Raw genomic sequence first — 24,048 nt, 5'->3', positions numbered from 1 at the left:
AATATAGGGCTTTTCCTGATATAACCACTATCTTTGCCATAGATTTTTATAAAAAATAAGATGATTGTTTATAATACAACGTTCCATATAGAAAAAGATATTCTGGATGAAAGTTTGGATTATCTGAAAAAACAGTATATCCCGAAAGCCGTGGAGAGCGGTTTCCTACAGCGGCCATGCCTGCGACGTGTGATGCAGGCTGAAGAAGGAGAAGGCATCAGTTTCTCCGTCCAGTTTCATGTTAAGAATGTCGATACGTTGAATTTCTGGTTGCAGAATGAAGGAAATAACCTTCACCGCGCATTGGTTGCTCGTTTCGGTCATAAAATTGCCGGCTTTAGTACTTTACTGGAAGAGATAGATTGGGAGAAATGACGAAAGACCGTGTCATATTGGGCATTGATCCTGGGACGATTGTGATGGGTTACGGAGTGCTGACGATTGAAGGAAACAAACCCAAACTGGAAGCTATGGGGATACTCCAATTGAATAAATACGAGGATCATTATTTGCGGCTCCGTAAGATTTTTGAGCGGGTCTTGGGACTTATCGATCAGTATCATCCGGACGAACTGGCCATTGAAGCTCCGTTTTTCGGGAAGAACGTACAGAGTATGTTGAAATTGGGGCGTGCACAGGGAGTCGCTATGGCTGCCGCACTCGAACGGGATATCCCGATATTTGAATATGCCCCGCTAAAGATCAAGATGTCCATTACCGGAAATGGGAATGCTGCAAAAGAACAAGTGGCCGGGATGTTACAGCGCTACCTGCATATTCCGGAAGCATCCATGTTGCCGCAATTGGATGCGACAGATGGATTGGCAGCTGCCGTTTGCCATTATTTCCAGACGAATAATCCGATACAGGAAAAGAAATATACCGGATGGAAGGACTTTATCGCGAAGAATCCGGGTAAAGTTCATTGATACAAAAAAGGATGCCTGCAATTACAGGCATCCCCCTTCTCATAGACACACTTCTCTATGTATATTGAATACACATCGATCTATACGATACCTTGCGCCATCATTGCTTTGGCCACTTTCATGAAGCCTGCAATGTTCGCACCTTTCACATAGTTGATATATTGATCCTCTGTTCCATGTTCGACACATTGTTGGTGGATAGCGCTCATGATCTGATGCAATTTGTCATCGACTTCGGCAGCTGTCCACGAAATATGCATGGCGTTCTGAGTCATTTCCAGGCCGGAAGTGGCGACACCGCCGGCGTTGACAGCCTTGCCCGGTGCAAAAAGTTGTTTATGCTCGATGAACAGGTCGACAGCTTCAGCTGTACATCCCATGTTGGATACTTCGGCTACGCATGATGTCTTGTTCTCGATCAGCTTGCGTGCATCGTCTGCGTCCAGCTCGTTCTGGGTGGCACAAGGCAGTGCGATATCCACTTTCTGTTCCCAGGGTTTCTTGCCGGGATAGAAGGTCGAACCGGGGAATTCTTCGGCGTAAGGAGCTACAATATCATTACCTGAGTTACGCAGTTCCAGCATATAATCGATCTTTTTTCCGGAAATGCCGTCCGGATCATAGATATAGCCGTCCGGGCCGGAGATCGTGACGACTTTTGCACCCAGTTCGGTAGCCTTTGTGGCAGCTCCCCAAGCGACGTTTCCGAAACCGGAGATAGCAACAGTCTTACCTTTAATATCTATACCATGAGTTTCCAACATTTGGTGAACGAAGTAGAGGGCACCGAAACCGGTTGCTTCGGGACGGAGGATAGAGCCGCCGAATTCCATACCTTTACCAGTGAACGTACCGGTGTTTTCGCGAGCCAGTTTCTTATACATACCATACATATAACCGACTTCACGTCCTCCTACGCCGATGTCACCCGCCGGAACATCGCGGTCCGGTCCGAGGTTACGCCATAATTCGAGGATGAATGCCTGGCAGAAACGCATGATCTCCGCATCACTTTTTCCGCGAGGAGCAAAGTCGGATCCTCCTTTACCACCGCCCATCGGCAATGTTGTCAAAGCGTTTTTGAAAGTCTGTTCGAATCCTAAGAACTTCAGGATGGACAGGTTGACAGAAGGATGGAAGCGGATGCCGCCCTTGTACGGGCCGATCGCGTTGTTGAATTGCACACGATATCCCAAGTTGACTTGTATTTCCCCTTTGTCGTCTACCCAGGGCACACGGAAGGTGAAAATACGTTCCGGTTCAACCAATCGTTCGATGATTTTAGCTTTCTCGAATTCGGGATGCTGGTTGTACACTTCTTCAATTGAAAGAAGAACTTCTTTTACTGCTTGCAAATACTCCTTTTCGCCCGGATGTTTTGCTTCCAGTGCTGATAAGATTACTTCTGTCTTCATAGTATATAATTTCTTTTTAAGATAACATTCTGTTTGCAAATATAGGGAATAGCCTGGGTTGACAAAATGTTTTGCTTACTTTTTGATAGTTCTTTTTATGTTTTTGAACAATGTTCTTTAAGTGAAAATCCGGATTCCTACGGATGGGATTCCGGTTTCACTTTGTGCCAGGAAATGTGTGGTGCTGTTGGCACAGCCGTTTCCTTGCTGTGAAACGTTTGTGCCATATAGGTGAAATGCTTGTGCCATGCTGAGGGAACGGATGTGCCACTTGCTCAAATCTTGTCACATGCTTTCGGTTGATTGTTTTTTTCCTTACATTTGAGGCCGTTAATTCTATCGAATCATTATGAGCGGAATACCGGACTTTAAGAACCTTGTGTTTAAAGACACATCATTCGCCAATCTAATGAATAAGCGTATATATAATGTATTGCTTATCGCTACTAAATACGATGCCTTCATGCTGGAGGACGATGGGCGGGTGGACGAGCAGATATTCAACGAATATACGTCACTAAGCCTTCGTTACCCGCCTCGTTTCACACAGGTGACGACAGAGGAGGAGGCACTGGCTGAGTTGAAAGACCGTAACTTCGAACTGATCATCTGCATGCCGAATATGGATAACCGCGATATCTTTGCGGCGGCGACGGAGATCAAGATTCATTACCCCAATATACCGATCGTAGTCCTCACCCCATTCTCGAAAGAGGTATCCAAGCGGATTGCCAATGAAGATTTGAGTGCGATCGACTATGTGTTCAGCTGGTTGGGAAATGCGGAGCTGTTGCTCGCCATAATCAAGCTGATCGAGGACAAGATGAATGCGCCGGACGATACGGCCAGTGTCGGTGTGCAGATTATCTTGTTGGTGGAAGATTCCGTCCGTTTCTATTCTTCGGCTTTGCCGCATCTGTATAAATTTGTATTGGAACAGAGCCAGATGTTTGCTAAAGAGGCGTTGAACGACCATCAGCGTACACTTCGTATGCGTGGGCGTCCCAAGATCAAGTTGGCGCGTACCTATGAGGAGGCTGTCCGCATCTTCAACCAGTACCGCGATAATATGCTGGGGATCATCTCGGACATGAGCTTCATGCACGACGGAGTGAAAGATCCTTACGCCGGATACAAGTTCGGGCAGTATGTGCGGAAGACCGGCCTGATCATCCCTTTTGTCTTGGAATCGTCGGAGGCAAGCAACAAAGTGTATGCGAAAGAACTGGGAGCTTCCTTTATCGACAAAAATTCCAAGAGTTATCCGCAGGATCTGAGGAAGAAGATCATGCAGCGTTTTGGTTTCGGCGATTTCGTCATCCTGAATCCACAGACGAAGGAGGAGATCATGCGCATCAAGGACTTGAAGGATTTGCAAAAGAAGGTCTTTCAGATACCGGACGATTCGCTGGTTTATCATCTGAGTCGTAACCATTTTTCCCGCTTCTTCTATTCCCGTGCCATGTTTCCGCCGGCAGAGGTGTTGAAGCGTGTGGATGTGAGCGACTACAAGGATATGGATGAGGCGCGCAAGTTGATTTTCGACTTGATCGTGCAGTACCGTCGGATGAAGAATTCCGGTGTTGTTGCAGTCTATCAGAAGGAGCGCTTCGACGAATATAGTAACTTTGCCCGTATAGGCGACGGTTCGCTGGGAGGAAAGGGCAGGGGCCTGGCGTTTATTGGGGCGATGGTAAAGCGTTATCCCAAGTTGGAACACGATCACTTTGCTGTGACCATTCCGAAGACGGTCGTGATCTGTACAGACATCTTCGACGAATTTATGGAGACAAACGAACTGTATCCGGTCGTACTGAGTGAAGTGGATGACGAAACGATCCTGAAATATTTCCTGCGTGCCAGCCTTCCCGCCCGTCTGATTGAAGACCTGATGGCGTTTTTCGATGTTGTCAAAAGTCCGATTGCCGTCCGTTCGTCTAGTCTTCTGGAAGATTCCCATTATCAACCGTTCGCTGGGATTTATTCTACTTACATGGTACCCAAGCTGGAAGATAAATATGATATGCTCCGTACGTTAAGCGACGCGATCAAAGCAGTCTACGCTTCTGTCTTTTATCGTGACAGCAAGGCATATATGACGGCGACATCGAACCTTATCGACCAGGAAAAGATGGCGATCGTTCTACAGGAAGTAGTAGGGAACCGGTATAATGACCGTTTCTATCCTACTATCTCTGGTGTCGCACGTTCGTTGAATTTCTACCCGATTGGAAATGAAAAGGCGGAAGACGGAATTGCCAATATTGCTTTGGGGCTTGGAAAATATATCGTAGACGGAGGGCAGACTTTACGTTTCTCTCCTCGTCATCCGCACAATATTTTGCAGATGAGTACGATGGACTTTGCGCTCCGTGAGACTCAAACTCGTTTTTATGCACTTGACTTGAAGAATCTGGCAGATCAGTTTTCTGTGGATGATTCGTTTAATTTGCTTCGTCTAAATCTGAAAGACGCGGATGCGGACGGTTCTCTGAAGTTTATTGTTTCGACATACGATCCTTATGATCAGGTTATTCGTGACGGTTACTATCCTGGCGGGCGTAAGATATTGTCTTTTGTGAATGTTCTTCAACATGAGGTTTTTCCGTTGGCCGATACGCTCGATCAGATACTGCATGTCGGAGAGGATGAGATGGGGCGGCCTATCGAGATTGAGTTTGCGGTAAATATAGATCCGCAGAATCCCGGTTTCGCTACATTCTATCTGTTGCAAGTTCGCCCGATCGTGGATAACAAGGAGGTAATGGAAGAAGACCTGACGCTTGTGGAACAAGAGGATACAATACTTACATCGACAAGCGTTTTGGGACATGGCATTGTGACGGATGTGCAGGATATTATATATGTAAAGACCGGTGCTTTCTGTTCCTCCAACAACCAGTCGATAGCCTATGATATCGAGAAGATGAACCGCCAGTTCACAGGAGAAGAAAAGAATTATGTTTTGGTTGGTCCTGGTCGTTGGGGAAGTAGTGACTCCTGGCTGGGCATTCCGGTGAAATGGCCTCATATCAGCAATGCACGTGTTATAGTGGAATGTGGGCTGGAGAATTATCGTGTCGATCCGAGCCAGGGAACGCATTTTTTCCAAAATCTGACTTCGTTTGGTGTCGGTTACTTTACGATCAACCCGTTTAAGGGTGATGGCTGGTTTGATGAGGGATATCTGAATTCCTTACCAGCGGTGGAGGAAACCGAATACCTTCGCCATGTCCGTTTCGATAAACCGGTCGTAATCAAGATGGACGGCAAGAAGAGTTTGGGAGTGGTGTTGAAACCAGAAAAGTAAAATGATAAATAAAGAGAACGTAAATGTGTTAAAACTCCTTTGTCATGATCTTTTAGGCACGGATTACATAGATAAATTTATTTTTTTCATGTAATCCATGCCTAAGTTATATCTATTGTATTTCTACACACCTTCGTCTTGGTTTCAAAACATAGGTGTTTTGAGGAAGAAACATGCATGATTCGTTTTCAAAACATAGGTGTTTTGAAAACGGTCGGATTATGTCCTGATTTAGTCTTTCTTTTTGATGAAATCCGAAGGATAGTTTACCGTGTTGATCACCTCCCCGTCTTTTAGGCGAATCCAGGTTCTGAAATTGGTTGATCCTTCAGTCATCTCGATTACGCGGGCACCGTTGCTCAGGTTGTTGTACACCGTGTCGCCACCGGTGTAACGGCCGTAGGCAAGCAGGATGCCTTTCCAGAAAACAGCATAGTCATCATCATGATCGTGTCCGACAAATACACCTAAGATATCCCCCATTTCCTTCATCGAGGCAAACATGCCGGAGTTCAGTTGCGGAGCGCAGGCTTTTTCTTTTCGGGTTCCGACCAGGATGGCCGTTTCATCTGATGCGGCCTGGTTGTATTCCGGCAGGGCGATGTGGAAGAATGCCAGCGAGGGCAGGGGAGTGCCGCCGTTTTGCTTTGTGTATTTCGCGCTGTTTTCGCGGTACCATCGGATCTGGTCAAACTTGATGTAATCATAGCCGCCTATTCCCTTGATCTGTGAATATGAGTGAGAGTCCATACAATACAGGATGGCTGCGTCTTTCTTTCCATCGGACGATTTCAAGGGAAGAATAAAGTTGGTCACTCCTGTGACTCCTGCCACGGAATCGGTCAGGTTGTAAGGTATTGTCTGTATGATATCGAATAGCTGAGTACGGGTAAGTCCCTGTTCGTCATCGTGATTGCCGAATGTCACTCCGAAGGGTATTTGGCGGTTGGCCGCTAAGTTCAGGATTGTGCGCATCCCTTCCTCTGCCGGTTGACCGTAGATGACATCACCTGTGAATAGCACTAAGTCCGGTTTTTCCGCATCCAGCACTTCGTTGATGCGTTCGAGAGAAACGGCTGACTTGGGATTCCCGTGAATGTAATGTACGTCCGTGAACTGTACGATTTTGAACTTGCCGTCTTTATTGAATTTCAAGACGGGTTTCTGTGTGTAGCCTGGTTGCAGGCATCCGAGCACAAGTGAAAGAATAATAAGAAGTTGTTTCATCTTTAGATGGTTTTTGTTTATGAATGGTTTATTCGATCGTGATGTCGAATTGATCGTATGAATCTGTTCTCCAAGCCTTTTCGGATGTCAGGGGAGAAAGTGCGAACAGGGGGGAGAATGTTTTGATCTTAATCGTCTTTCCATCCGGCATAAACTCCATGATGCGGAGCCAGCAGTCTCCCCCGTTGCCATGCCATTGACCGTCGGCGGTCTGGGCGTTGAACATCATTTGGGCTACATTCTTGCCTGTGCTGTTTTTGTCAGTCCTGAAGCTGACATTGCCCTTGTAGTCTGCTATCTCGCATTCATGTCCGCATATCACCATGCTGATGTTGGAGGAAGGATAGACCAGTTTCTGCCAGATGGCTTCTCCGTAATTGGCGGGTGATATTTTGTAGCTTTCCTTGATGTGACGTTTGGCTTCCGGTGACATATAGGAGTGTGTCAGCAGGATCACTTTATGATTTTTGTATTTGGCTTTACCGGCAACTTTGGCCGCCCATTCGATCGCCTCGTCACGCGGAGCAAATTCGAGTGATATGACCAATAGTTTTCCCCATGTGTCTGTCTCGAACTCATAAGCTGCATTTTCAAGAGTCGGAATACCTTGATAGTTCAGGCCTGTCTCGACCAATGACTTTTTCCAGCAGCTATTCCGCTCGGAAGGGAAATAATCAGGAAGGTGGCAGAGGCGGTTTTCTGCTTTCTCATATCCGTAATCGTGATTCCCGGTACAAACGACATAAGATATTTTGTCGTCGAGCCGTTCAAATGCCCTGGATGCGGCCTGCCATTGTTCTTCGCTTGTCTGATTTCCGTTTATGCCGTCCGGAATCCGTATCTCGTTCTGCTCAACCAAATCACCGGTACACAGAACTCCTTTGATATTCAAAGGTTCGATGCTGTTGGCAATCCAAGCTGTCTGTAGCTCGAATAGCGGTTGGTTAGCATCGAACTTGTTATAACTCTGCGGATCAGGCAGCAGGATCATGGAAAAAGAATGCTTGTCGGATAGTTGAGGCCGGACAGGGTAGATCTGGGCAGATATACAAAAAATATTGAGATGAATAATCGTTAAGATAAAAAAAAGTTTTTTGTTCATGATATATATATAAATTAAAAATGAGACACCGAATATAATGAATGTTTTTATATTCGGTGCTCTCTTCTATATGAATAAATTATTTCAGAAGCCACATAATACTGTTGACATCGTCAACTCCTCCCCATTGGCGATCCAAAGCTTTATACAATGATTCTTTGTTGTAGTTGGTTTCAGATTCTGGATACATGTAACGCATTGGAATTTTATCTTTTGCATTATTTAGGTTTGTTTCTGGATTGATTGGGAATTCCGGGTATCCGTTTCTGCGATATTCGTAGTAATCATCTGTGGCCATATGGAAGTATCTGGCCAGAAAAGCTTGCATCCAGATTTGCTTCAGACGATCTGTTACAGACCCGTTTGTGTTATAGGCTACATATTCGCCTTTCAGGTATGATGTAATATAATCATCTGTAATCTCTACTCCGTTGTTGTATTCAGCAGGGACAGTGGTACGGACAAACAGGAAAGAAGCTCGAATGCCTTCCTCATAATATTGTTTTGCAGAGCCGGTGATCCATCCTCTTTCAACCGCTTCTGCGAGAAGGAAATTCATATCTGCATATCCTAAACGGATGCAAGGTACTCCGACATAACTCAAACGGTATACGTCATTGGGACGGGAGTGCATACGTTTTGCGATTTTTTCTTTTTCAATGTCGTATACGCCAGCGGCATCCACTGCAGGATAGGCATTCCAGTCATTTGGCTTTAAAAGTTTTTCTCCTGCTGGCAGGTATAATTCGTTTGTCAACCCTTCTGCTGGAGCCAGATAATAAAATAATCGGTAATCTTTGAATCTTTTTAAAGGATCAATTAATGTGTGTGTGCCGGCATAATAGTCGATACTACGAGTTCCCGTTACGTGATAGGGATTTTTTTGACCATCTTTGTCAGAGTAGATGACCTGTAGGTTATCTTCATTGCTTTTAAATAGATTATTTTCTGAAACAACTTTGGAGAACGTTTCTTTTATTTGCAACTCCTGTGTATCGTCTGCCCGTTTGGATAGAGACATTAGGACTTTTAAACGTAAAACATTTGTCGCTTTTCTCCATTTTTTCGGATCTCCCTGGTAGAAAGGATCTCCGGAAAAAGCTTGTTTGGATTTTGCAAAATATTCGTCGGCAAGAGCAAGGTCTTCAAGAATGCCTTTAAATACGTCTTTTTGTTCATCATATTGGGGATAACGATGTTCTTCGATGTTCAGAGCTTCCGAATAAGGGATATCTCCCATATCCATCGTTGTACGATAGAAATACCAGCCTTTCAGAAAATAATATAAACCTGTATGAGCATCCAAATCATCTTCAGAGGATAGTTCAACCATTTTCCAGGCATTTGTTAAAGTTTGGATGTTATCAAAACTGCCTTTTCCAAAACGGTTATATTGTCTATCGTCGATTTGTTCTCCCCAAAACATCCGTTTGACCAGAAATTCATTTCTCCAGTTACTTGCCGATTTGGTCATGTCAAGAATGACTTTGGAGGCAAGCATGGAAGCGTTTACTTTAGTTGTTGTATCCGGATTGGTGTTCAGATCGTCAAAAGTAGATGTGCATCCTGATAATGAAAATATTCCTATCAGAAAGCAAGCGATTGCTTTATATTTCAGTTCCATAATTGAATTGTTTTATCAGATTAGAAATTAACTTTTAAATTGAATCCCATATAGCGTTGGGATGGGGAATTTAAGCTTTCTGTACCAGAAGAGTCTCCTCCTTTATCTGGGTCTGCATATTTGTATTCTTTAGCCCAAAGGAACAGATTTTGACCGGTGAAACCAATAGAAGCACTTTTCATTTTCATCTTTTGGCACAATGTGGATGGCAGATCATATGTGAGTGAAAGATTTCGGAGCTTGAAGAACGTTTCTTTCAGTATATTCTGGCGACATGCATTGTGATGTGAATCATGATATTTACTGATATAAGATTCATATGAGACAACAACATCATTAGGAGCAAACACGCGTGTATCTTCTATGATATTGCCATCTGGATCGCGAGTTACACTTCCTGAAACAACTTTTACCCCTTGTCCGATATAGGTTTTATTTCCGTTTACGACTTCTTCATAACGCCATTGTGTATCAGTGTCAATGCCAGCTCCTGTATTCCATAACATTTGATGAGTTTTAGAGTAAGATAAACCGCCGACACGACCATCAAGCGTAAAGCTGAGTGTGAAGTTTTTGTATTTGAATGTGTTTGTGATACCCCAAACTAAATCAGGAGTAGTATTTCCGATCTTTGTTTGAAAGTTTTGTTTAACTGGCATACCTCCATTATGAATGATATTTCCTTCTGGATCACGTTCCCAATCGTAAACGGCAAGCCAATCCCAGCTAGCTCCTTCTTTGACCCATGGTTTTTTAGTCGAATAATCTGGGTCTATCGTTTTGTAGGTATATTGGTCGTGTGACCAGTTTGTTAGGATGTCCCAACTAAAATCTTTGGTCTGAATAGGTGTTCCTCCAATGGTAATTTCGAATCCGGAGCGAAGACGCGTTTCTTTAAAATTGGTTTGAATACTATTGAAGCCAGTTGCGCTGCTGACTCCTCCTTCGATAATAAAATCGGATTCCATTTTACGATAATAAGAAAAGTCAAGGAATAAACGGTTCTTAAACATGTTAGTGGCTGTTCCGACTTCCCATACTTCCGATTTCTTTGGACGTACTTGTCCACCGATCTTACTGGATGGATAAGACGCTGTTGAAAGTCCGTCCCATACATTTGTACTGACAGAATATACGTTGTTATTGGCATATATCTTGGCATCCTCTTTGGCTGTTGTCCATGAAGCCCGAACTTTTAGGAAATCCCACCAAGTTGGTAATTTGACAATCTCGGATAAAACAATACTTCCTGAAACGGATGGATAGAAGTAAGAACGCTGGTCAGAAGAAAGGGTCGAAGACCAATCATTCCTTCCGGTTACGTCCAGAAAATAAGTGCTTGCCCATGAAAGGGATGCTTTGCCGTAGACGCTATTAACTCGTTTTTGTTGTAGTTCGCTGGTTGCTTCGATTGGATCGATAGAGGCATTTAAGGAGTAGAATTCTGGAATAGAAAGCCCTCCTTTTGTTTTACTACTCATAAAGTCATAGCGTGTATAATAAATGTTTCCACCGCCTAGCAGATTCATGTTGAACTTACCCCAAGTTTTATCTGCCATTAACATAGCGTCTGTGTTTATGCTCATATCCGTACCACGGCTTACTCCAAAGAATCCTTTTTTATCCCAGGCCTGATTAGCAGAGATCGGATTTTTCCATTCATTCCGTTTTGTATACACATCGACCCCTGAACGAACCATTGCTTTTAACCAGGGAGTGATCTCATAGCTTGCATTCAAAGCGGCATTGACAACATCGATGTCGTAAGCGTCTGTAATTTCATAAGCCTTGAACCATGGATTGTCATACCAACTGTCATCATACCAGTTCTGTTGCATACCTTCTTTTCCTTTTACCCAGTAATTGCGATAATCGCGTACGTCATATTCGGAACCTCCCCAGATTACCATGTCGTATATGTAGCTACCGCTATATCCGGATCCGTGGTCATTGGTGGAAACGCGTTTATTGTAGGCTGCCGAAGCGTCCATTTTAAAGTTTTTCCAAGTCATTTCTCCTCCGACAGAGAATGTGATTTTGTTCAAATTCTGATTGGGGTATTGTCCTTTATTGTATACTTCTGTGATGGAGGCTCGGAATGAACCGTATTTACCTTTTTGAGAAATGTTGACATTATTGTTTGTAACCATGCTGAATTGCAGGAAGTTTTTGAAGTTATCTTTTCCTTTTGATACCAATTCCTGTTCACGTCATTCATAATTGAACGGATCCCAAAGAATAGCAGTGCGTCCTATATCCAGTTTATCTCCCCAGACATAGTCATTGTTGTATTTACCTCCGAAACCACGGCTATAAGAATGTTGAGTTTCAGGGAATGCGAGGTATCCGGAAAAAAACATTGTATTACTATTGATATTGATGTTCAAGCCTTCTTCATTGGCCCCCTTTTTCGTAGTTATCATTATGGCTCCACTTGTTCCGCGAGCACCATACAATGCAGAGGCTGTTGCACCTTTTAATACATCGATAGATTCAATGTCGTCGGATGCAATTTCGTCTAACGTGATGTTTCCATAGGGAACACCGTCTACAATGATTAGTGGAGTTTCTCCACGTAGTTTGATTTTAGGTGTTTCATTGAATTCCGTACTATTTTGAATATTCAAACCAGCCACTTTTCCCGTTAAGGATGTTGTCACATCTACTGTTTTTGCTAAAGGCAGATTATCTCCTTTCACTTTTTGAACAGCATATCCCAGAGCTTTTTCTTCTCGTTTGATTCCTAAGGCTGTAACAACAACTTCATCTAATTTGCGTGAATCTTCGAGTAGGGTAATATTGAATATTTCTTTATGTCCGACGGCAATATTTTTGGTTACGTATCCGATAAAGGAAATGACCAATGTCGCATTATCTGGTACTTCTAAACTGAATTTTCCATCGATATCGGAAATTGTTCCGTTCGTTGTCCCTCTTTGAATGACATTGGCGCCGGGAACAGGTTCGCCTTTTCCATCGGTGACAACTCCGGTGATCTTTCTGCTTTTCTGTTGGGCAACTAGTACCTCTTTGGGGGAGAGAATAATACTTTTATCTAAAACTTTATAGCTGATATTGGTTCCGGAGAACAATTGTTCCAATACATTAAAAACATTTTTTTGTTTACTTTTTATACTAACGATACGTGAGGTATTAACTTGTTTGTTATTGTAGAAGAAATGAAAGTCTGATTGTTTTTCAATTTCATCCAGTACCTCCTGTACAGATTTGTTGTTCACATCTATGTTTAAAAGAACATTTTGACTGTAGCTATCGGACGCGTAGGCTAATCCGACACAGATAAATAACATTATTACGGATAGTTTCATACATAATGGTATTTTCTTCAGGAGCATGAACCTAACATTCATCTTCCTGAAATGTTGGAAGCTAAAATAATTTGTCATAGATTTGTAAATGATTTAGAGTTATAAAAAAGTTGCTTATACTTGTCGCCAAACAAGTTTGCGATGGATTTTCATACGGGGAAATACGCCAATATTTTCCCGTATGTTTTGTTTTCAAGGGGGATTATTTTCTTTCATGAGATTTGATAAATAAGGTTACACTTAATATAATTCAACGATCGTTTTTTCTTTAATATTTCCTTCTTGCCCAGTTTGAGGGTCTATGAAGCGATATTGAATACCGGAAGCCAAACGGAAATGTTCGAGGATTAGTTGTAAGTGCTGTCCATCGAAAGGTCCTGTGAAGGAGTTGTTATATAACTTGTCGTTTTTTACGATGAACTCGACATTGAAACGTTTGCTTAACACTTTCAATGCTTCGTTAAATGGTGTGTTCCGGAATACGACCAAGCCGTCTTTCCAGGAAGTTTGTGTCGGAATATATGGTTTGTCGACTTTAACTTTTTTAGTATATTGGTTATAAGTGAATTCTTCATTCGGTTTCATTAAAAATGATTTATGCTTCTGATTATCGTCTAAAAATGAAAGTCGAATGGAGCCAGATACCAAGGTGGTCCTTACGCTGCTGTCGGCTGCATAGGCTTCCATATTGAATTCGGTACCGAGTACTTCTGCTTTGATATCAAATGGGGTGCTGACAGTGAAACGTTTACTTTTGTCTTTATGGACGGAAAAGTAGGCTTCACCGTTCAGCACAACATCACGTGTGTTACCTGTAAAACGCGTCGGGTGCTTCAGATAGGAACGTGAGTTTAACCATACTTTTGTTCCGTCCGGTAAATTGACTGCAGCGACCATTCCTGGATTAGTTCTGATTTCTATATATTCGATCGGATCTTTTTTTAATGCGAAATATATAGTGGAAATGATAAGCGGAAGGATGAGGATTGCCGCAATACGTTGTATCCAGGCGGATAGAGAAATTTTCCGGTGGGAATGTATCTTGCTTTTTACTTTTTTCAGGGCTGTACCTGAATCTGTTTGCCGGATACAAGTCAATGTCTCAGTTGCCAGGCATATAGATTGTATGTCCCGGGCTATTTTTTTGTTTTCTTCTGATGCAGAGATCCAATCTTCTACTTCTTGTTGCAGAGGTATGGAGAGGGTTCCGGTGAAATAACCCAAAAGTATCGATTCGTTTATTTGTTTATGTTTGTCCATAATTGTCCTTTTATAAATATGACTGACGAAAAATGAAATCTCCTAAATGAAAAGTGATTTTTTTTCATGTATTTGTAATTGTTCGTTGGATTAGAAAATATTATATTTGCAAATAAGTATAAATATTTCCGATTAAAACTTATAGAACAGTGATTTGTATGTCTTGTAATATTTCTGATATAGTGGCAGACGAAACTCTTTTTCAGGAAATCCAAAGGGGAGATGAAAAAGCGTTCGATGTCCTTTTTTTGAAGTATTACCCTTCCTTGTGTGCTTATGCCCAACGGTTTGTCGAGTATGACGACGGGCAGGAAATTGTACAGGATGTGATGGTTTGGCTGTGGGAGAATCGGGAGATGCATACGTTTGAGATCTCTCCGAAGAGCTATCTGTTTAAAGCTGTGAAGAACCGTTGTTTGACGTTGATCAGCCGAAATGAAATAAAACAGAAGATTATTAATACATTGTACGACAATCAACAATTAGAATATGAAGATCCTGATTTTTATATCGTGGAGGAACTGAGTCGTAAGATAGAAGAGGCGTTGCAACGGCTTCCCGACAGTTACCGGGAAGCATTCGAGTTAAATCGTTTCCAGCATATGACGTATGGTGAAATAGCGACGTGTCTGGAAGTTTCTTCCAAGACAGTCGATTATCGTATTCAGCAGGCATTGAAGTTGCTTCGTGTAGAGTTAAAGGATTATTTACCGATATTACTTGCCATTCTTTAAAACAATTGTTGTATAGAACAAACTTTTTTGTGATTCCAGTTCATTAGAAAATTGGACAATAACCTCTGCCTTCCCGTATTTTCTATTTCGATTAAGATATCAGATCGTTTTAGTTTGATATTTTGATACTGCTTTTTTCTGTTTTGCTGATAAACGAAAATGTGATATAGGCAGAAAATGAAAGTATGTTGTTTGGGGAGAGATAGAAAGGGGAGAAACGCTTACATTTGAGAAAAGCTTAACCCCTTGAGAATTGCTTGTGGCAAAAGAGATTGGTGGAGATTCGGATATTTGAAAAGAAATTCAGGGCTTTATGGGCATGAGGACGGTCGTCATAGGAACGGAGACCGTCCTCGTTGCCGTGAGGTGCCGAGATCTTTATATATGAAGACGGTCGTCGGGCCAATGAAAACCGTCTTTGTTGGAAAAACTGTGCACCTTGTGGCAGGAAGTTCTTTTAGAAAGATAAAAAGCCGGATTGCGAAGCGATTTACGAAAGAAGCATATCTTTGTTAAATAAACGATATTATACAATAAGTGTTTTCATCCATTTTTCGGCCACCTGCAATGTTTCTGGTTTGCCGACATCTATCAGATGAAGGTCTTCGTCAGCGTAGGCGTGGATGTTGGCCTTGGCGCAGATGGAGAGGTAGAAGTTGATGATCGAAAACTTGCCGGTCCATTCTTCCATCCAGTCGAATATTTTAGGAGACAGTACATGTATCCCGCTGAAGGCATATTCGTTATATTGGTTCGGATCGAAATCGGGGTAGAACGACTTTACTTCGCCCGTCTCGCGGTTGCGCCAACCACATAGCTTATTTTCCTTATTGAAAAGCAGATAGCGGGAGGTGTTGCGTTTGCTGACCAATAATGTCGCTAACGGATTTGTCTCTATATGATGATTGTAAAGCGCACGGAGGTCGATGTCGGACAGGATGTCGACATTGTGTATCAGAAACGGCTCATTGCCTTGTAAAAAGGCGGTGGCGTGTTTGATTCCCCCACCGGTATCGAGCAGATAATCCCGCTCGTCGGAGATATGGATCTGGATACCGAAATTATTGTTGGCTGCCAGGAAGTTGATGATCTGGTCTCCCAAATGATGAACGTTGATGGCTATCTGGTGAAAGCCGGCATCTTTCAATTTGAGGATTACATGTTCGAGCATAGGTTTCCCATTGATAGGAAGTAATGCTTTTGGAGTACTGTCGGTCAGCGGTTTGAGGCGTGTTCCCAAACCGGCAGCGAAAATCATAGCTTTCATAATATTGAGTTAAAGAGTTGTTCAATGTTTTGTTCCCTGTGTACGAGGTCTACCCGGACACCGAACTTAGAATGAATATGTTCCGCCATATGCTGGGCGGAGTAGACCGAACGGTGCTGGCCCCCCGTGCAACCGAAACAGATCATCAGATTGGTAAATCCTCGGTCCATGTAACGTTTGACAGAAGCATCCACAATTTCATAAGCATGATCTAGGAAACGAGTGATCTCTCCGTCTTCTTCGAGGAAACGGATCACCGGTTCGTCCAATCCGGTAAAATGATTGTAACGTTCGTATTTACCAGGGTTATTGATGGCGCGGCAGTCAAAGACAAATCCGCCGCCATTGCCACTCGGATCGTTGGGAATTCCTTTTTTATAGGCAAAACTGACGATCTTGACTTTGAGCGTATGCTTCTGGATGTCGTCATAGAACTGAGACAGGTTTGTCAGCTCCCGTAGTACGGTACATAAATAGGGATACTCCGGATAATCTTCTTTCAAAAGTTGCCGGAGGTTGTCGATAGCGAAGGGGACACTTTGGATAAAATGCGGTTTCTTTTCGAAATATCCCCGGAAACCGTAGGCTCCCAAGACCTGTAAAGTCCTGAAAAGAACGAAATGGCGTAATTGCCGGAAGAAATGCTTTTCGTCTATGTCCATATACCCGCGTAGTGCTTGCAGATAGTCGGCTATCAATTCCTGTCTCAACTCAGCGGGATATTTGGCTTTCGCCTGCCAGAGGAAAGAGGCGACATCATAGTAGATCGGGCCTTTGCGTCCTCCTTGGAAATCAATGAACCAGGGTTCGCCATTTTTTACCATCACGTTGCGCGACTGGAAATCCCGGTACATGAATGTCGGTGTATGGTCTTGCAGAAGGACATCGCTCATTTTCTGGAAATCATCTTCCAAAAGGTTTTCCTGGAATTCCATTCCGGTAGCTTTCAAGAAACAGTATTTGAAATAGTTCAGGTCCCAAAGGATCGAACGCCTATTGAATTCGGGTAGAGGATAGCATTGGCTGAAGTCGAACCCCTCCGCACCTTTAAACTGCAGAGTCGGCAGAAGTGTGATCGTCTTGTGCAGCAAAGACTTTTCCGTCTCGTCGAAGAAACAACTTTTCCGTCCTTTCTCAATTGCTTGAAAGAGCAAGGTGTCGCCTAGGTCTTCCTGGAGATAGAACGATTTATCAACCGACCAGCAATAAACCTGGGGAACGGGCAATCTCTTTTCCCGGAAATGCGCGGCCATATAAATAAAGGCATTGTTTTCCTCTATGGAAGTTCCGCTAACTCCGATCAGGGAAACGGAACCTGACAATCTGAAATACCGGCGGTTAGAGCCGGAAGAGGATAGTTCGGTTATATCAGTTGCCGGTGAACCGGTATGTGTCTGGTAAAGTTGTTTTAATTCTTCAGTAATCATGTTTTTCTATTTTCGGCACTAAAGTAGCAAACAATTGACAATTGGCAATTGAGAATTGACAATTTTGTTGGGAAATAAGAGAGGCGGACGTACCGTTTTACCGGAACGCCCGCCTTCTTTATGACCATTAATCTCTAATTGTCTCTCTTTTTAATTGTCAATTGATTAAAGAATGCCTTGTGCCATCATCGCTTTGGCTACCTTCATGAAGCCCGCAACATTTGCACCTTTCACGTAGTTTGTGTAGCCGTCGGCTTGTTTGCCGTATTTTACGCATTGTTCGTGGATATTCTGCATGATGCTTTTCAGTTTGGCATCAACCTCTTCACTGCTCCAGCTCAGTTTCTGAGCGTTCTGCGTCATTTCCAGACCGGAAACTGATACACCGCCGGCATTGGCTGCCTTACCCGGAGCGTACAGGATCTTAGCTTCCAGGAATGCGTCGATAGCTTCAGGAGTAGAAGGCATGTTGGCTCCTTCCGATACGGCGATACAACCGTTGGCGAGCAATGTCTTGGCATCTTCTCCGTTCAGTTCGTTCTGAGTCGCACTCGGCATTGCAATGTCGCATTTTTCTCCCCAAGGACGAGCACCTGCCACATACTTGCAACCATATTGTTCTGCATATTCACGGATACGGCCGCGATAGAGGTTCTTCAGTTCCATGATGTAATCCAGCTTAGCACGGTCGATACCGTCCGGATCGTAGATGTAACCGTCCGAGTCGGACATCGTCACGACTTTAGCGCCGAGGCTGATCAGCTTTTCAACGGTATATTGGGCTACGTTACCTGAACCTGAAACGCAAACGGTCTTTCCCTTGATGTCGATTCCCCTTGTATTCAGCATTTCCAGCAGGAAGTAAACATTTCCGTAACCGGTAGCTTCGGGACGGATCAGTGAACCGCCGAATTCGCGTCCTTTACCGGTGAATGTTCCCGTGTTTTCCTGAGCCAGTTTTTTATACATTCCGTACATATAGCCGACTTCGCGTCCGCCAACACCTATATCACCTGCGGGAACATCCGTGTCCGGGCCGATATGACGCCATAATTCCAATACGAAAGCCTGGCAGAAACGCATGATTTCAGCATTTGACTTACCGCGCGGGCTGAAGTCGGAACCTCCTTTTCCACCACCCATCGGCAGGGTTGTCAGCGAGTTCTTGAAAGTCTGTTCGAAAGCCAGGAACTTAAGGATCGACTGGTTTACAGAAGCGTGAAAACGGATACCACCTTTGTACGGGCCGATCGCATTGTTATGCTGGATACGGTATCCCATGTTGGTTTGGATCTGTCCCTTATCATCCATCCAGGTTACGCGGAAGGAGAAAATACGATCGGGAATACAAAGACGTTCGATCAGGTTGCTCTTTTCGAATTCGGGATGTTCGTTGTAAACCTCTTCGATTGTTCCTAATACTTCTGAAACTGCCTGATGATATTCCGGTTCATTCGGAAATCTTCTCTTTAAGTTGTCTAAAACTTCACTTGCCTTCATAAGACTGATTTTATTTAGAATGTTATATTTGTAATATCAATTTGTTAACCGGTAGCCGTTTTTTTAATGACCTCGCAAAGGTAAGCTAAAATTTTACACAAACAAATATTTGAAAGAAAAAATGCATTAAAAATATCATTTCGGTATTTTAATCGGGTAAAAGTAACTAAATGTCACTCGTCTCTTCGCCTTCTGCTCTTATAGATAGGGACGAACACAATGATAGCTGACGCAACCAAGGCAAAAACGATGTCGAAGGTTATCTTTTCGCTGTATGCAAGCATCATGTAGCAAAGGATACCCCACAAAAGAGTGATACATACGGCTTGACTATTTGTAATCTTTCTGCGTGCCATAGTTTACAATTGTTTAGTTGGATGAAACAAGCGAGCCGAAGTAAATGACCAAGGCCAGGAATACGGCTACAAGGATAAAAAGAACGATGATCTGTTTTTCGAGGGGCAGATGTCGGAGGAACGGAATGTGGCGTACCCAACCGGAAACGGCTTGGAGCTGCTCGTCCTCTTCGTCTTCATTCGGAAATTCGTATCCGTTTGCTTCCAGAATCTCCTTTGCACGGGGAACTTCGCTTTCAAGCAGTTCGATGCGGATGCCGCCCACATTGACTGGGTATTGGATCCGGCTCGTATATTCGTTTCTCAGGTAACAGTTGACCCCTTCCGATTTCAGGAGGGATTCGATCATCTGTGCTGCTTCCGGTTCATAGAAACGGGCTATTTCGACTATTTTATCTTCCATATTAATGTGTGTTGTATAATGTAAATGATGATTTACCCGTTTATTAATTTATCCGCAATTTCTGTAGCCTGGCGGATACGGTCGGCCATGCCGATACCGCTTTTGATGTTTCCGGCCAGCGTGAGGCCGGGGTAGCGCGCTTGCAGTTCGTCGATCGTTTCGAAGCGGGAGCCGCTGCTCTGTTCATATTGCGGAATGGCATGTTTGTGACGGAAGATACGGATCATATCGGGTTCTGTCTCTTCCGGGAATTTCAGCATGGTGTGGAGCTCGTGCCTGATGAGCGCTTTCAGCTCCTCTTCCGGCCAGGTCGTCAGGTCGGCATGCTTTACGCCTCCGATAAAGAACGAGAAGAGAGCACCCTCTTCCGGAGCCCGTCCGGTAAAACAAGCGGAGGGGAAAAGAATTCCGAGTACGTCTTTTTTCTCACAGGAAGGAACCAGGCCTCCAAACGCATCGAAGCGTAATGCACCGGTGTCGCGGAACCCGACGCTGGCCTGTACGACCGGTGCATAATGCAGGTTGCTGATCCGCTCCATCTTTTCTTTCGGGACGAAAGGCAACAGGGCGGGCAATGTATAAGCACCAGTGGTTGTGATTATCCGTTCCGCAATAATGGTCTGTTCGCCGTCGGCTGTCGAATAGGTAGCCATCCATTTGTCTGCACAAGGGCGGACCGTGACGTCGGCGGCCGAAAGTGTGATGCGGGCCGGACCGATTGCCCCGGCCATCGCACCGGTCAGTTTGTCCAATCCTCCGGCGGCTGAAAATACTTTCTTGCTGGCGAGACGGTCGCGATCTGTTTTCGGCTGCTTGGCTTTCGCGATGGTTCCGCGGATGAAGCTCCCGTATTGCTGTTCCAGGTTGTAGAGCTTCGGGAGCGCATAACGAGTGACGAGCTTCATCGGATCGCCGGCGTAGACACCGGACAGAAACGGGTCTACCGCATAGTGTAGGAACGATTTACCCAGGCGGCGGGCAGCTAACTCGCCGACAGATTCATCCGGGTTATTGCCTTTTGCCCGAAACGGCTCTCCGAGGATACGGAACTTGTCGCCAAGCGTGAACAGAGGAGTCGTGACCGCACTGAACAGTCCGGACGGGAGAGCCCGGAACCGGTTCCCTTTCCAGATCAGCCGGCGCTTGGATTCTTCGCGGGCAGTCTCCAGTGCACAGGCTGGGGAGAGGGCTTCGAATAGTTCGGCGACTTCGGGATAGGAGACTACACCTGTATTGGGGCCGCTTTCGTAGACAAAATCCTTTTCGCGGAACGTATGGATTTGTCCTCCGACACGATCAGCCTTTTCGAGAATATGAATGTCTTTTCCGGCGCGGGTCAACCAGAAGCCGGTTGTCAATCCGGTCAGTCCGGCGCCGATAATCAAAATATCAGTCTGTTGGGGTTCCATTTCGTCATACCGGTTTAGAAAATGATTTATTTGTTCCGAGCATCAGCTTGTCCAGCGAAGCCGCTACGTTTCGGACGAAAAGCCTGCCTTCAGGTGTCATCCTGATTTGATTTTCGTCAAACTCGACCAATCCGTCCTCTGCAAATTCGCGTAGACAGGCTTCGTCATAGGCGGTTGCCTGCTTGATGGAGCGGGCGGGGACGGAAAGCTGTTCCGACAGTTCGTTCCAGTCGATCCGGTAGTTGCACATCAACATTTCGATTGCCTCCCGTGTGATCTGTTCCTCCCGGCTTAGGAGATATCCTTTGGCGACAGGCAAGATGCCGGCTTCGACTTTCTCGATATACTCCATGATGTCTTTTGTGTTCTGGGCGTAAGCCGTTCCGAGCTGGCTGATCCCGGTCACGCCGAAAGCATAGACCTGACCGGTTGTGCGGCGCGTGCAATATCCCTGGAAATTGCGATGTAGTTGTCCGTTCAGCAAAGCTGTGTATAACTCGTCGTCTTTGCGGACGAAATGATCTAGCCCGATCGGCTGGTAGTCCGCTTCGCATAAGATTTTGCGGGCCGCTTCGAACATCCGGCTCTTCTCGTCGCCCGAAGGCAGTCCGGTTTTTTCCAATACCTTCTGCCGGGGGAAAGCCCAGGGCACATGCGCATACGAAAAGGTGACGAGCCGGTCCGGTTTCAGGGAAACGGCTTTTTCGATCGTTTCGGCAAAACTCGCTTCCGTCTGGTGGGGCAAGCCGTAGAGGAAATCCATGTTGATGCGTACTCCGTATGAGCGCAGGATCGTTACGATTTCTTCCGGTTGCAGTAGCGGGGTTTGCCTGTGTACGGTTTGCAGGACTTGTTTGTTGAAGTCTTGGATGCCGATGCTAAACCGGTTGAATCCCGCGGTTGCCAGTTTCTCCCAATCCTGTCCTGTCATCCAGCCAGGATGACATTCGATTGCTTTTTCCGGGTTTTCAATCAATTCGAACGTATCTGAAACATGTGCGTTCAACTCTTTCAGCTCAAGAGCCGGAAGAAATGTCGGGGTTCCTCCGCCGTAATGGATCTGCGAGACTTTACGTTTCTTGTCGAGTAAAGGCAGTATCAGGTCGATCTCTTTATGTAATGCGGCTACATATCGATCTATGATTTCAGGCTTGGGAGCGGCGTAGGAATTGCATCCGCAATAATGGCAGAGACGTTGGCAGAAAGGAATATGAAAATAGAAGGAAACCGATTCCGGCTGCTGGCGGTTGGATTCACGGATGGCATCCGCATAATCCCGGCTTGTGAACCCGTCATGAAAATAGTTTGCCGGCGGATAGCTGGTGTACCGGGGAACCGGCACATTGTATTTATCTAAAAGTTCTTGTTTCATATCGTATTTTTATCTTTTCTGAAAACCGTTACTATATAAATGAGAGATATCAGGGCGATGCTTGCCTCGAAGAAGAAGAGTCCGTGATAACCCGTATGATCTGCAATTCTTCCACTCAGGATGGCCATCAACATGCCGCTGAGATGCGTGATGACCGTCTGGATCGTGAAATCCGTCCCTTCGCGCCCAGGGCGTACACAGTCCATTGCCGTCGTATAGACCACGATCGTCGCCATCCCGTAGCTGCCCCACAGAAGGAAAATCCCGCCGTAGAGCATGGGCGTCGTCGGATGCACGTAGGAGAGTCCGAGGAAGTAAAGTGTCGCTATCAAGACAAACACCGCGAACAGGATGCGCGCGCGGAAACGGCCGATCCGCCGTACGATCATCCCTCCGGCAAACGAGGAGAGGAACCCGACGAATGTCCCCGCCACTCCGCTCATCACCCCGATCTCCTTCATGTCGTAGCCCAGGTCGACCAGCCAGGGTTTCAGCATGGCGAGCGTACCGATCAGGCCGGAATAGTAAAGAAAGAGGAAACCGATCTGTTTCCAGATGCTCCGGCGGGCGAAGAAATAGATCACATCTGCCTTTTTGGCCCGTTCGTGCGCTTCCTTCGGCTGGATGCGGATGCCTTTGTTGAAAAAGAGTGGCAGAAGGGCGGCGATGACGAACAGCGCGACGCAAGGCAGCAGACCGTTCCAGCCGATTTGCTTGAAGAGCAGGAGCAAGACACCGCCCCCGATCATCGAACCTCCGAAACTTCCCATCGACTGCATGCTGTTTGCAAGGCTTTTATCTTTCCGGCTGAAAGCGAGTACCGCCAACGCGTCGGTCGCGATATCCTGCGTGGCGGAGGCGACGAAGGATATGATGATCAAGGCGACGATCGTATAGAAGTCCGTATGGAAATCAAGGAAAGCGACGGCGAAGATCAGGCCGGCGTAGATCAGTTCGGAAGAAAAAATCCACCGTTTATAGTCGCCCGTCGTCACGGCATGGCGGTCTACCATCGGCGACCAGAGGAATTTCAGGATCCAGGGCAGCTTGATCAGTTGGAGAAGCCCGATGGCCGAGAGTGAAAAGTCCTCCTGCCGCATCATGACGGGGATGACGGTGGAAAAGAAGCTCATCGGGATCGTCTGCGCAATGTAGAGGCAGAAGAAGGTTGCGAGGTTGTATGTTTTATCTTTCTGTATCATAATATCGTTATATAATCATCCGGCTTCCGGCCGAGGCTTTAAGAGTTTTCAAAGTGTCGTCCGAAATTCGGCTGGGGCTTTAAGAGTTTTCAAAGTGTCGTCCGAAATTCGGCCGGGACTTTTGGAGTTTTCAAAGTGTCGTCCGAACTTCGGCCGGGACTTTTGGAGTTTTCAAAGTGTCG

17 protein-coding genes and 1 pseudogene are annotated in these 24,048 nt (G+C 45.1%); 4 read left to right on the top strand and 14 right to left on the bottom strand.

Going from position 1 to position 24,048, the window contains the following annotated elements; all coding sequences use genetic code 11:
* Positions 1 to 60: 60 nt before the first annotated feature.
* On the top strand, positions 61 to 375 hold the full coding sequence (locus NQ542_RS09860) for a DUF4286 family protein (RefSeq protein ID WP_005640693.1): 315 nt from the start codon (positions 61 to 63) through the stop codon (positions 373 to 375).
* Positions 372 to 929 carry a crossover junction endodeoxyribonuclease RuvC gene (gene ruvC, locus NQ542_RS09855; protein WP_005640695.1) on the top strand — a complete coding sequence of 186 codons (558 nt, stop codon included), beginning with the start codon at positions 372 to 374 and terminating at the stop codon, positions 927 to 929. The genes NQ542_RS09860 and ruvC overlap by 4 nt, the downstream gene beginning before the upstream one ends.
* An 80-nt stretch (positions 930 to 1,009) precedes the next feature.
* Here the strand turns inward: ruvC and gdhA are convergent, their stop codons facing one another.
* The gene (gene gdhA / locus NQ542_RS09850; RefSeq protein WP_005640696.1) at positions 1,010 to 2,344 is read right to left on the bottom strand and encodes an NADP-specific glutamate dehydrogenase; all 1,335 of its coding nucleotides are present in this window, start codon (positions 2,342 to 2,344) and stop codon (positions 1,010 to 1,012) included.
* A 349-nt stretch (positions 2,345 to 2,693) separates the two neighbouring features.
* Between gdhA and NQ542_RS09845 the strand changes: the two genes are divergently transcribed.
* Complete coding sequence (locus NQ542_RS09845) at positions 2,694 to 5,654, top strand: PEP/pyruvate-binding domain-containing protein (RefSeq protein WP_005640700.1); 2,961 nt, start codon at positions 2,694 to 2,696, stop codon at positions 5,652 to 5,654.
* 231 nt (positions 5,655 to 5,885) lie between these two features.
* Here the strand turns inward: NQ542_RS09845 and NQ542_RS09840 are convergent, their stop codons facing one another.
* The 5 genes and pseudogenes from NQ542_RS09840 to NQ542_RS09820 form a co-directional block, all read right to left on the bottom strand.
* On the bottom strand, positions 5,886 to 6,881 hold the full coding sequence (locus tag NQ542_RS09840) for a metallophosphoesterase family protein (RefSeq protein WP_005640702.1): 996 nt from the start codon (positions 6,879 to 6,881) through the stop codon (positions 5,886 to 5,888).
* Between the two features lie 28 nt (positions 6,882 to 6,909).
* Positions 6,910 to 7,983: a metallophosphoesterase gene (locus NQ542_RS09835; protein ID WP_005640705.1), complete on the bottom strand. Its 1,074-nt coding sequence runs from the start codon at positions 7,981 to 7,983 to the stop codon at positions 6,910 to 6,912.
* Positions 7,984 to 8,062: 79 nt separating this feature from the next.
* Complete coding sequence (locus tag NQ542_RS09830; RefSeq protein ID WP_005640706.1) at positions 8,063 to 9,607, bottom strand: SusD/RagB family nutrient-binding outer membrane lipoprotein; 1,545 nt, start codon at positions 9,605 to 9,607, stop codon at positions 8,063 to 8,065.
* A gap of 20 nt (positions 9,608 to 9,627) precedes the next feature.
* Positions 9,628 to 12,936, bottom strand: a pseudogene (locus NQ542_RS09825) (SusC/RagA family TonB-linked outer membrane protein).
* A gap of 240 nt (positions 12,937 to 13,176) precedes the next feature.
* Positions 13,177 to 14,196, bottom strand: coding sequence for a FecR family protein (locus tag NQ542_RS09820; RefSeq protein ID WP_005640713.1), 1,020 nt, complete (start codon positions 14,194 to 14,196; stop codon positions 13,177 to 13,179).
* Positions 14,197 to 14,354: 158 nt separating this feature from the next.
* Between NQ542_RS09820 and NQ542_RS09815 the strand changes: the two genes are divergently transcribed.
* The gene (locus tag NQ542_RS09815; RefSeq protein ID WP_005640715.1) at positions 14,355 to 14,930 is read left to right on the top strand and encodes an RNA polymerase sigma-70 factor; all 576 of its coding nucleotides are present in this window, start codon (positions 14,355 to 14,357) and stop codon (positions 14,928 to 14,930) included.
* A gap of 526 nt (positions 14,931 to 15,456) precedes the next feature.
* Here the strand turns inward: NQ542_RS09815 and NQ542_RS09810 are convergent.
* The 8 genes from NQ542_RS09810 to NQ542_RS09775 all read right to left on the bottom strand — a co-directional run bounded on the left by NQ542_RS09810 (position 15,457) and on the right by NQ542_RS09775 (position 23,866).
* The gene (locus NQ542_RS09810) at positions 15,457 to 16,197 is read right to left on the bottom strand and encodes a nucleotidyltransferase family protein (protein ID WP_005640718.1); all 741 of its coding nucleotides are present in this window, start codon (positions 16,195 to 16,197) and stop codon (positions 15,457 to 15,459) included.
* Positions 16,194 to 17,624 (bottom strand): RapZ C-terminal domain-containing protein, encoded by a 1,431-nt coding sequence (locus NQ542_RS09805; protein WP_005640721.1) that lies wholly within the window; start codon positions 17,622 to 17,624, stop codon positions 16,194 to 16,196. Before NQ542_RS09805 ends, NQ542_RS09810 begins: the two co-directional genes overlap by 4 nt.
* A gap of 165 nt (positions 17,625 to 17,789) precedes the next feature.
* Entirely contained in the window at positions 17,790 to 19,124 is a 1,335-nt protein-coding gene (locus tag NQ542_RS09800; protein ID WP_005640725.1) for an NADP-specific glutamate dehydrogenase, read from the bottom strand.
* Between the two features lie 173 nt (positions 19,125 to 19,297).
* Positions 19,298 to 19,480 carry a hypothetical protein gene (locus NQ542_RS09795; protein ID WP_005640727.1) on the bottom strand — a complete coding sequence of 61 codons (183 nt, stop codon included), beginning with the start codon at positions 19,478 to 19,480 and terminating at the stop codon, positions 19,298 to 19,300.
* A 13-nt stretch (positions 19,481 to 19,493) separates the two neighbouring features.
* Positions 19,494 to 19,883 carry a putative signal transducing protein gene (locus tag NQ542_RS09790; protein ID WP_005640729.1) on the bottom strand — a complete coding sequence of 130 codons (390 nt, stop codon included), beginning with the start codon at positions 19,881 to 19,883 and terminating at the stop codon, positions 19,494 to 19,496.
* A 32-nt stretch (positions 19,884 to 19,915) separates the two neighbouring features.
* Positions 19,916 to 21,292 (bottom strand): protoporphyrinogen oxidase, encoded by a 1,377-nt coding sequence (gene hemG / locus NQ542_RS09785; RefSeq protein ID WP_005640730.1) that lies wholly within the window; start codon positions 21,290 to 21,292, stop codon positions 19,916 to 19,918.
* A gap of 4 nt (positions 21,293 to 21,296) precedes the next feature.
* The gene (gene hemN / locus NQ542_RS09780; RefSeq protein WP_005640732.1) at positions 21,297 to 22,664 is read right to left on the bottom strand and encodes an oxygen-independent coproporphyrinogen III oxidase; all 1,368 of its coding nucleotides are present in this window, start codon (positions 22,662 to 22,664) and stop codon (positions 21,297 to 21,299) included.
* A complete protein-coding gene (locus NQ542_RS09775; protein ID WP_005640733.1) occupies positions 22,661 to 23,866 on the bottom strand; it encodes an MFS transporter in 1,206 nt (401 codons plus the stop codon). The genes hemN and NQ542_RS09775 overlap by 4 nt, the downstream gene beginning before the upstream one ends.
* Positions 23,867 to 24,048: the final 182 nt, after the last annotated feature.

It is taken from the genome of Parabacteroides merdae ATCC 43184, from assembly GCF_025151215.1.
GTDB classification, from domain to species: Bacteria; Bacteroidota; Bacteroidia; order Bacteroidales; family Tannerellaceae; genus Parabacteroides; species Parabacteroides merdae.
The sequence above is the reverse complement of the archived record's forward strand: the minus strand, read 5'-3'. Positions and strand labels throughout refer to the sequence as shown.

Excerpts from the sequence above, each read along its gene's own strand:
- NQ542_RS09835 (WP_005640705.1), bottom strand. The coding sequence starts at position 7,983 with ATGAACAAAAAACTTTTTTTTATCTTAACGATTATTCATCTCAATATT.
- NQ542_RS09840 (WP_005640702.1), bottom strand. The coding sequence starts at position 6,881 with ATGAAACAACTTCTTATTATTCTTTCACTTGTGCTCGGATGCCTGCAA.
- NQ542_RS09795 (WP_005640727.1), bottom strand. The coding sequence starts at position 19,480 with ATGGCACGCAGAAAGATTACAAATAGTCAAGCCGTATGTATCACTCTT.
- NQ542_RS09815 (WP_005640715.1), top strand. The coding sequence starts at position 14,355 with ATGTCTTGTAATATTTCTGATATAGTGGCAGACGAAACTCTTTTTCAG.
- NQ542_RS09790 (WP_005640729.1), bottom strand. The coding sequence starts at position 19,883 with ATGGAAGATAAAATAGTCGAAATAGCCCGTTTCTATGAACCGGAAGCA.
- NQ542_RS09775 (WP_005640733.1), bottom strand. The coding sequence starts at position 23,866 with ATGATACAGAAAGATAAAACATACAACCTCGCAACCTTCTTCTGCCTC.
- NQ542_RS09810 (WP_005640718.1), bottom strand. The coding sequence starts at position 16,197 with ATGAAAGCTATGATTTTCGCTGCCGGTTTGGGAACACGCCTCAAACCG.
- NQ542_RS09820 (WP_005640713.1), bottom strand. The coding sequence starts at position 14,196 with ATGGACAAACATAAACAAATAAACGAATCGATACTTTTGGGTTATTTC.
- gdhA (WP_005640696.1), bottom strand. The coding sequence starts at position 2,344 with ATGAAGACAGAAGTAATCTTATCAGCACTGGAAGCAAAACATCCGGGC.
- hemN (WP_005640732.1), bottom strand. The coding sequence starts at position 22,664 with ATGAAACAAGAACTTTTAGATAAATACAATGTGCCGGTTCCCCGGTAC.
- ruvC (WP_005640695.1), top strand. The coding sequence starts at position 372 with ATGACGAAAGACCGTGTCATATTGGGCATTGATCCTGGGACGATTGTG.
- NQ542_RS09800 (WP_005640725.1), bottom strand. The coding sequence starts at position 19,124 with ATGAAGGCAAGTGAAGTTTTAGACAACTTAAAGAGAAGATTTCCGAAT.
- NQ542_RS09845 (WP_005640700.1), top strand. The coding sequence starts at position 2,694 with ATGAGCGGAATACCGGACTTTAAGAACCTTGTGTTTAAAGACACATCA.
- NQ542_RS09860 (WP_005640693.1), top strand. The coding sequence starts at position 61 with ATGATTGTTTATAATACAACGTTCCATATAGAAAAAGATATTCTGGAT.
- hemG (WP_005640730.1), bottom strand. The coding sequence starts at position 21,292 with ATGGAACCCCAACAGACTGATATTTTGATTATCGGCGCCGGACTGACC.
- NQ542_RS09805 (WP_005640721.1), bottom strand. The coding sequence starts at position 17,624 with ATGATTACTGAAGAATTAAAACAACTTTACCAGACACATACCGGTTCA.
- NQ542_RS09830 (WP_005640706.1), bottom strand. The coding sequence starts at position 9,607 with ATGGAACTGAAATATAAAGCAATCGCTTGCTTTCTGATAGGAATATTT.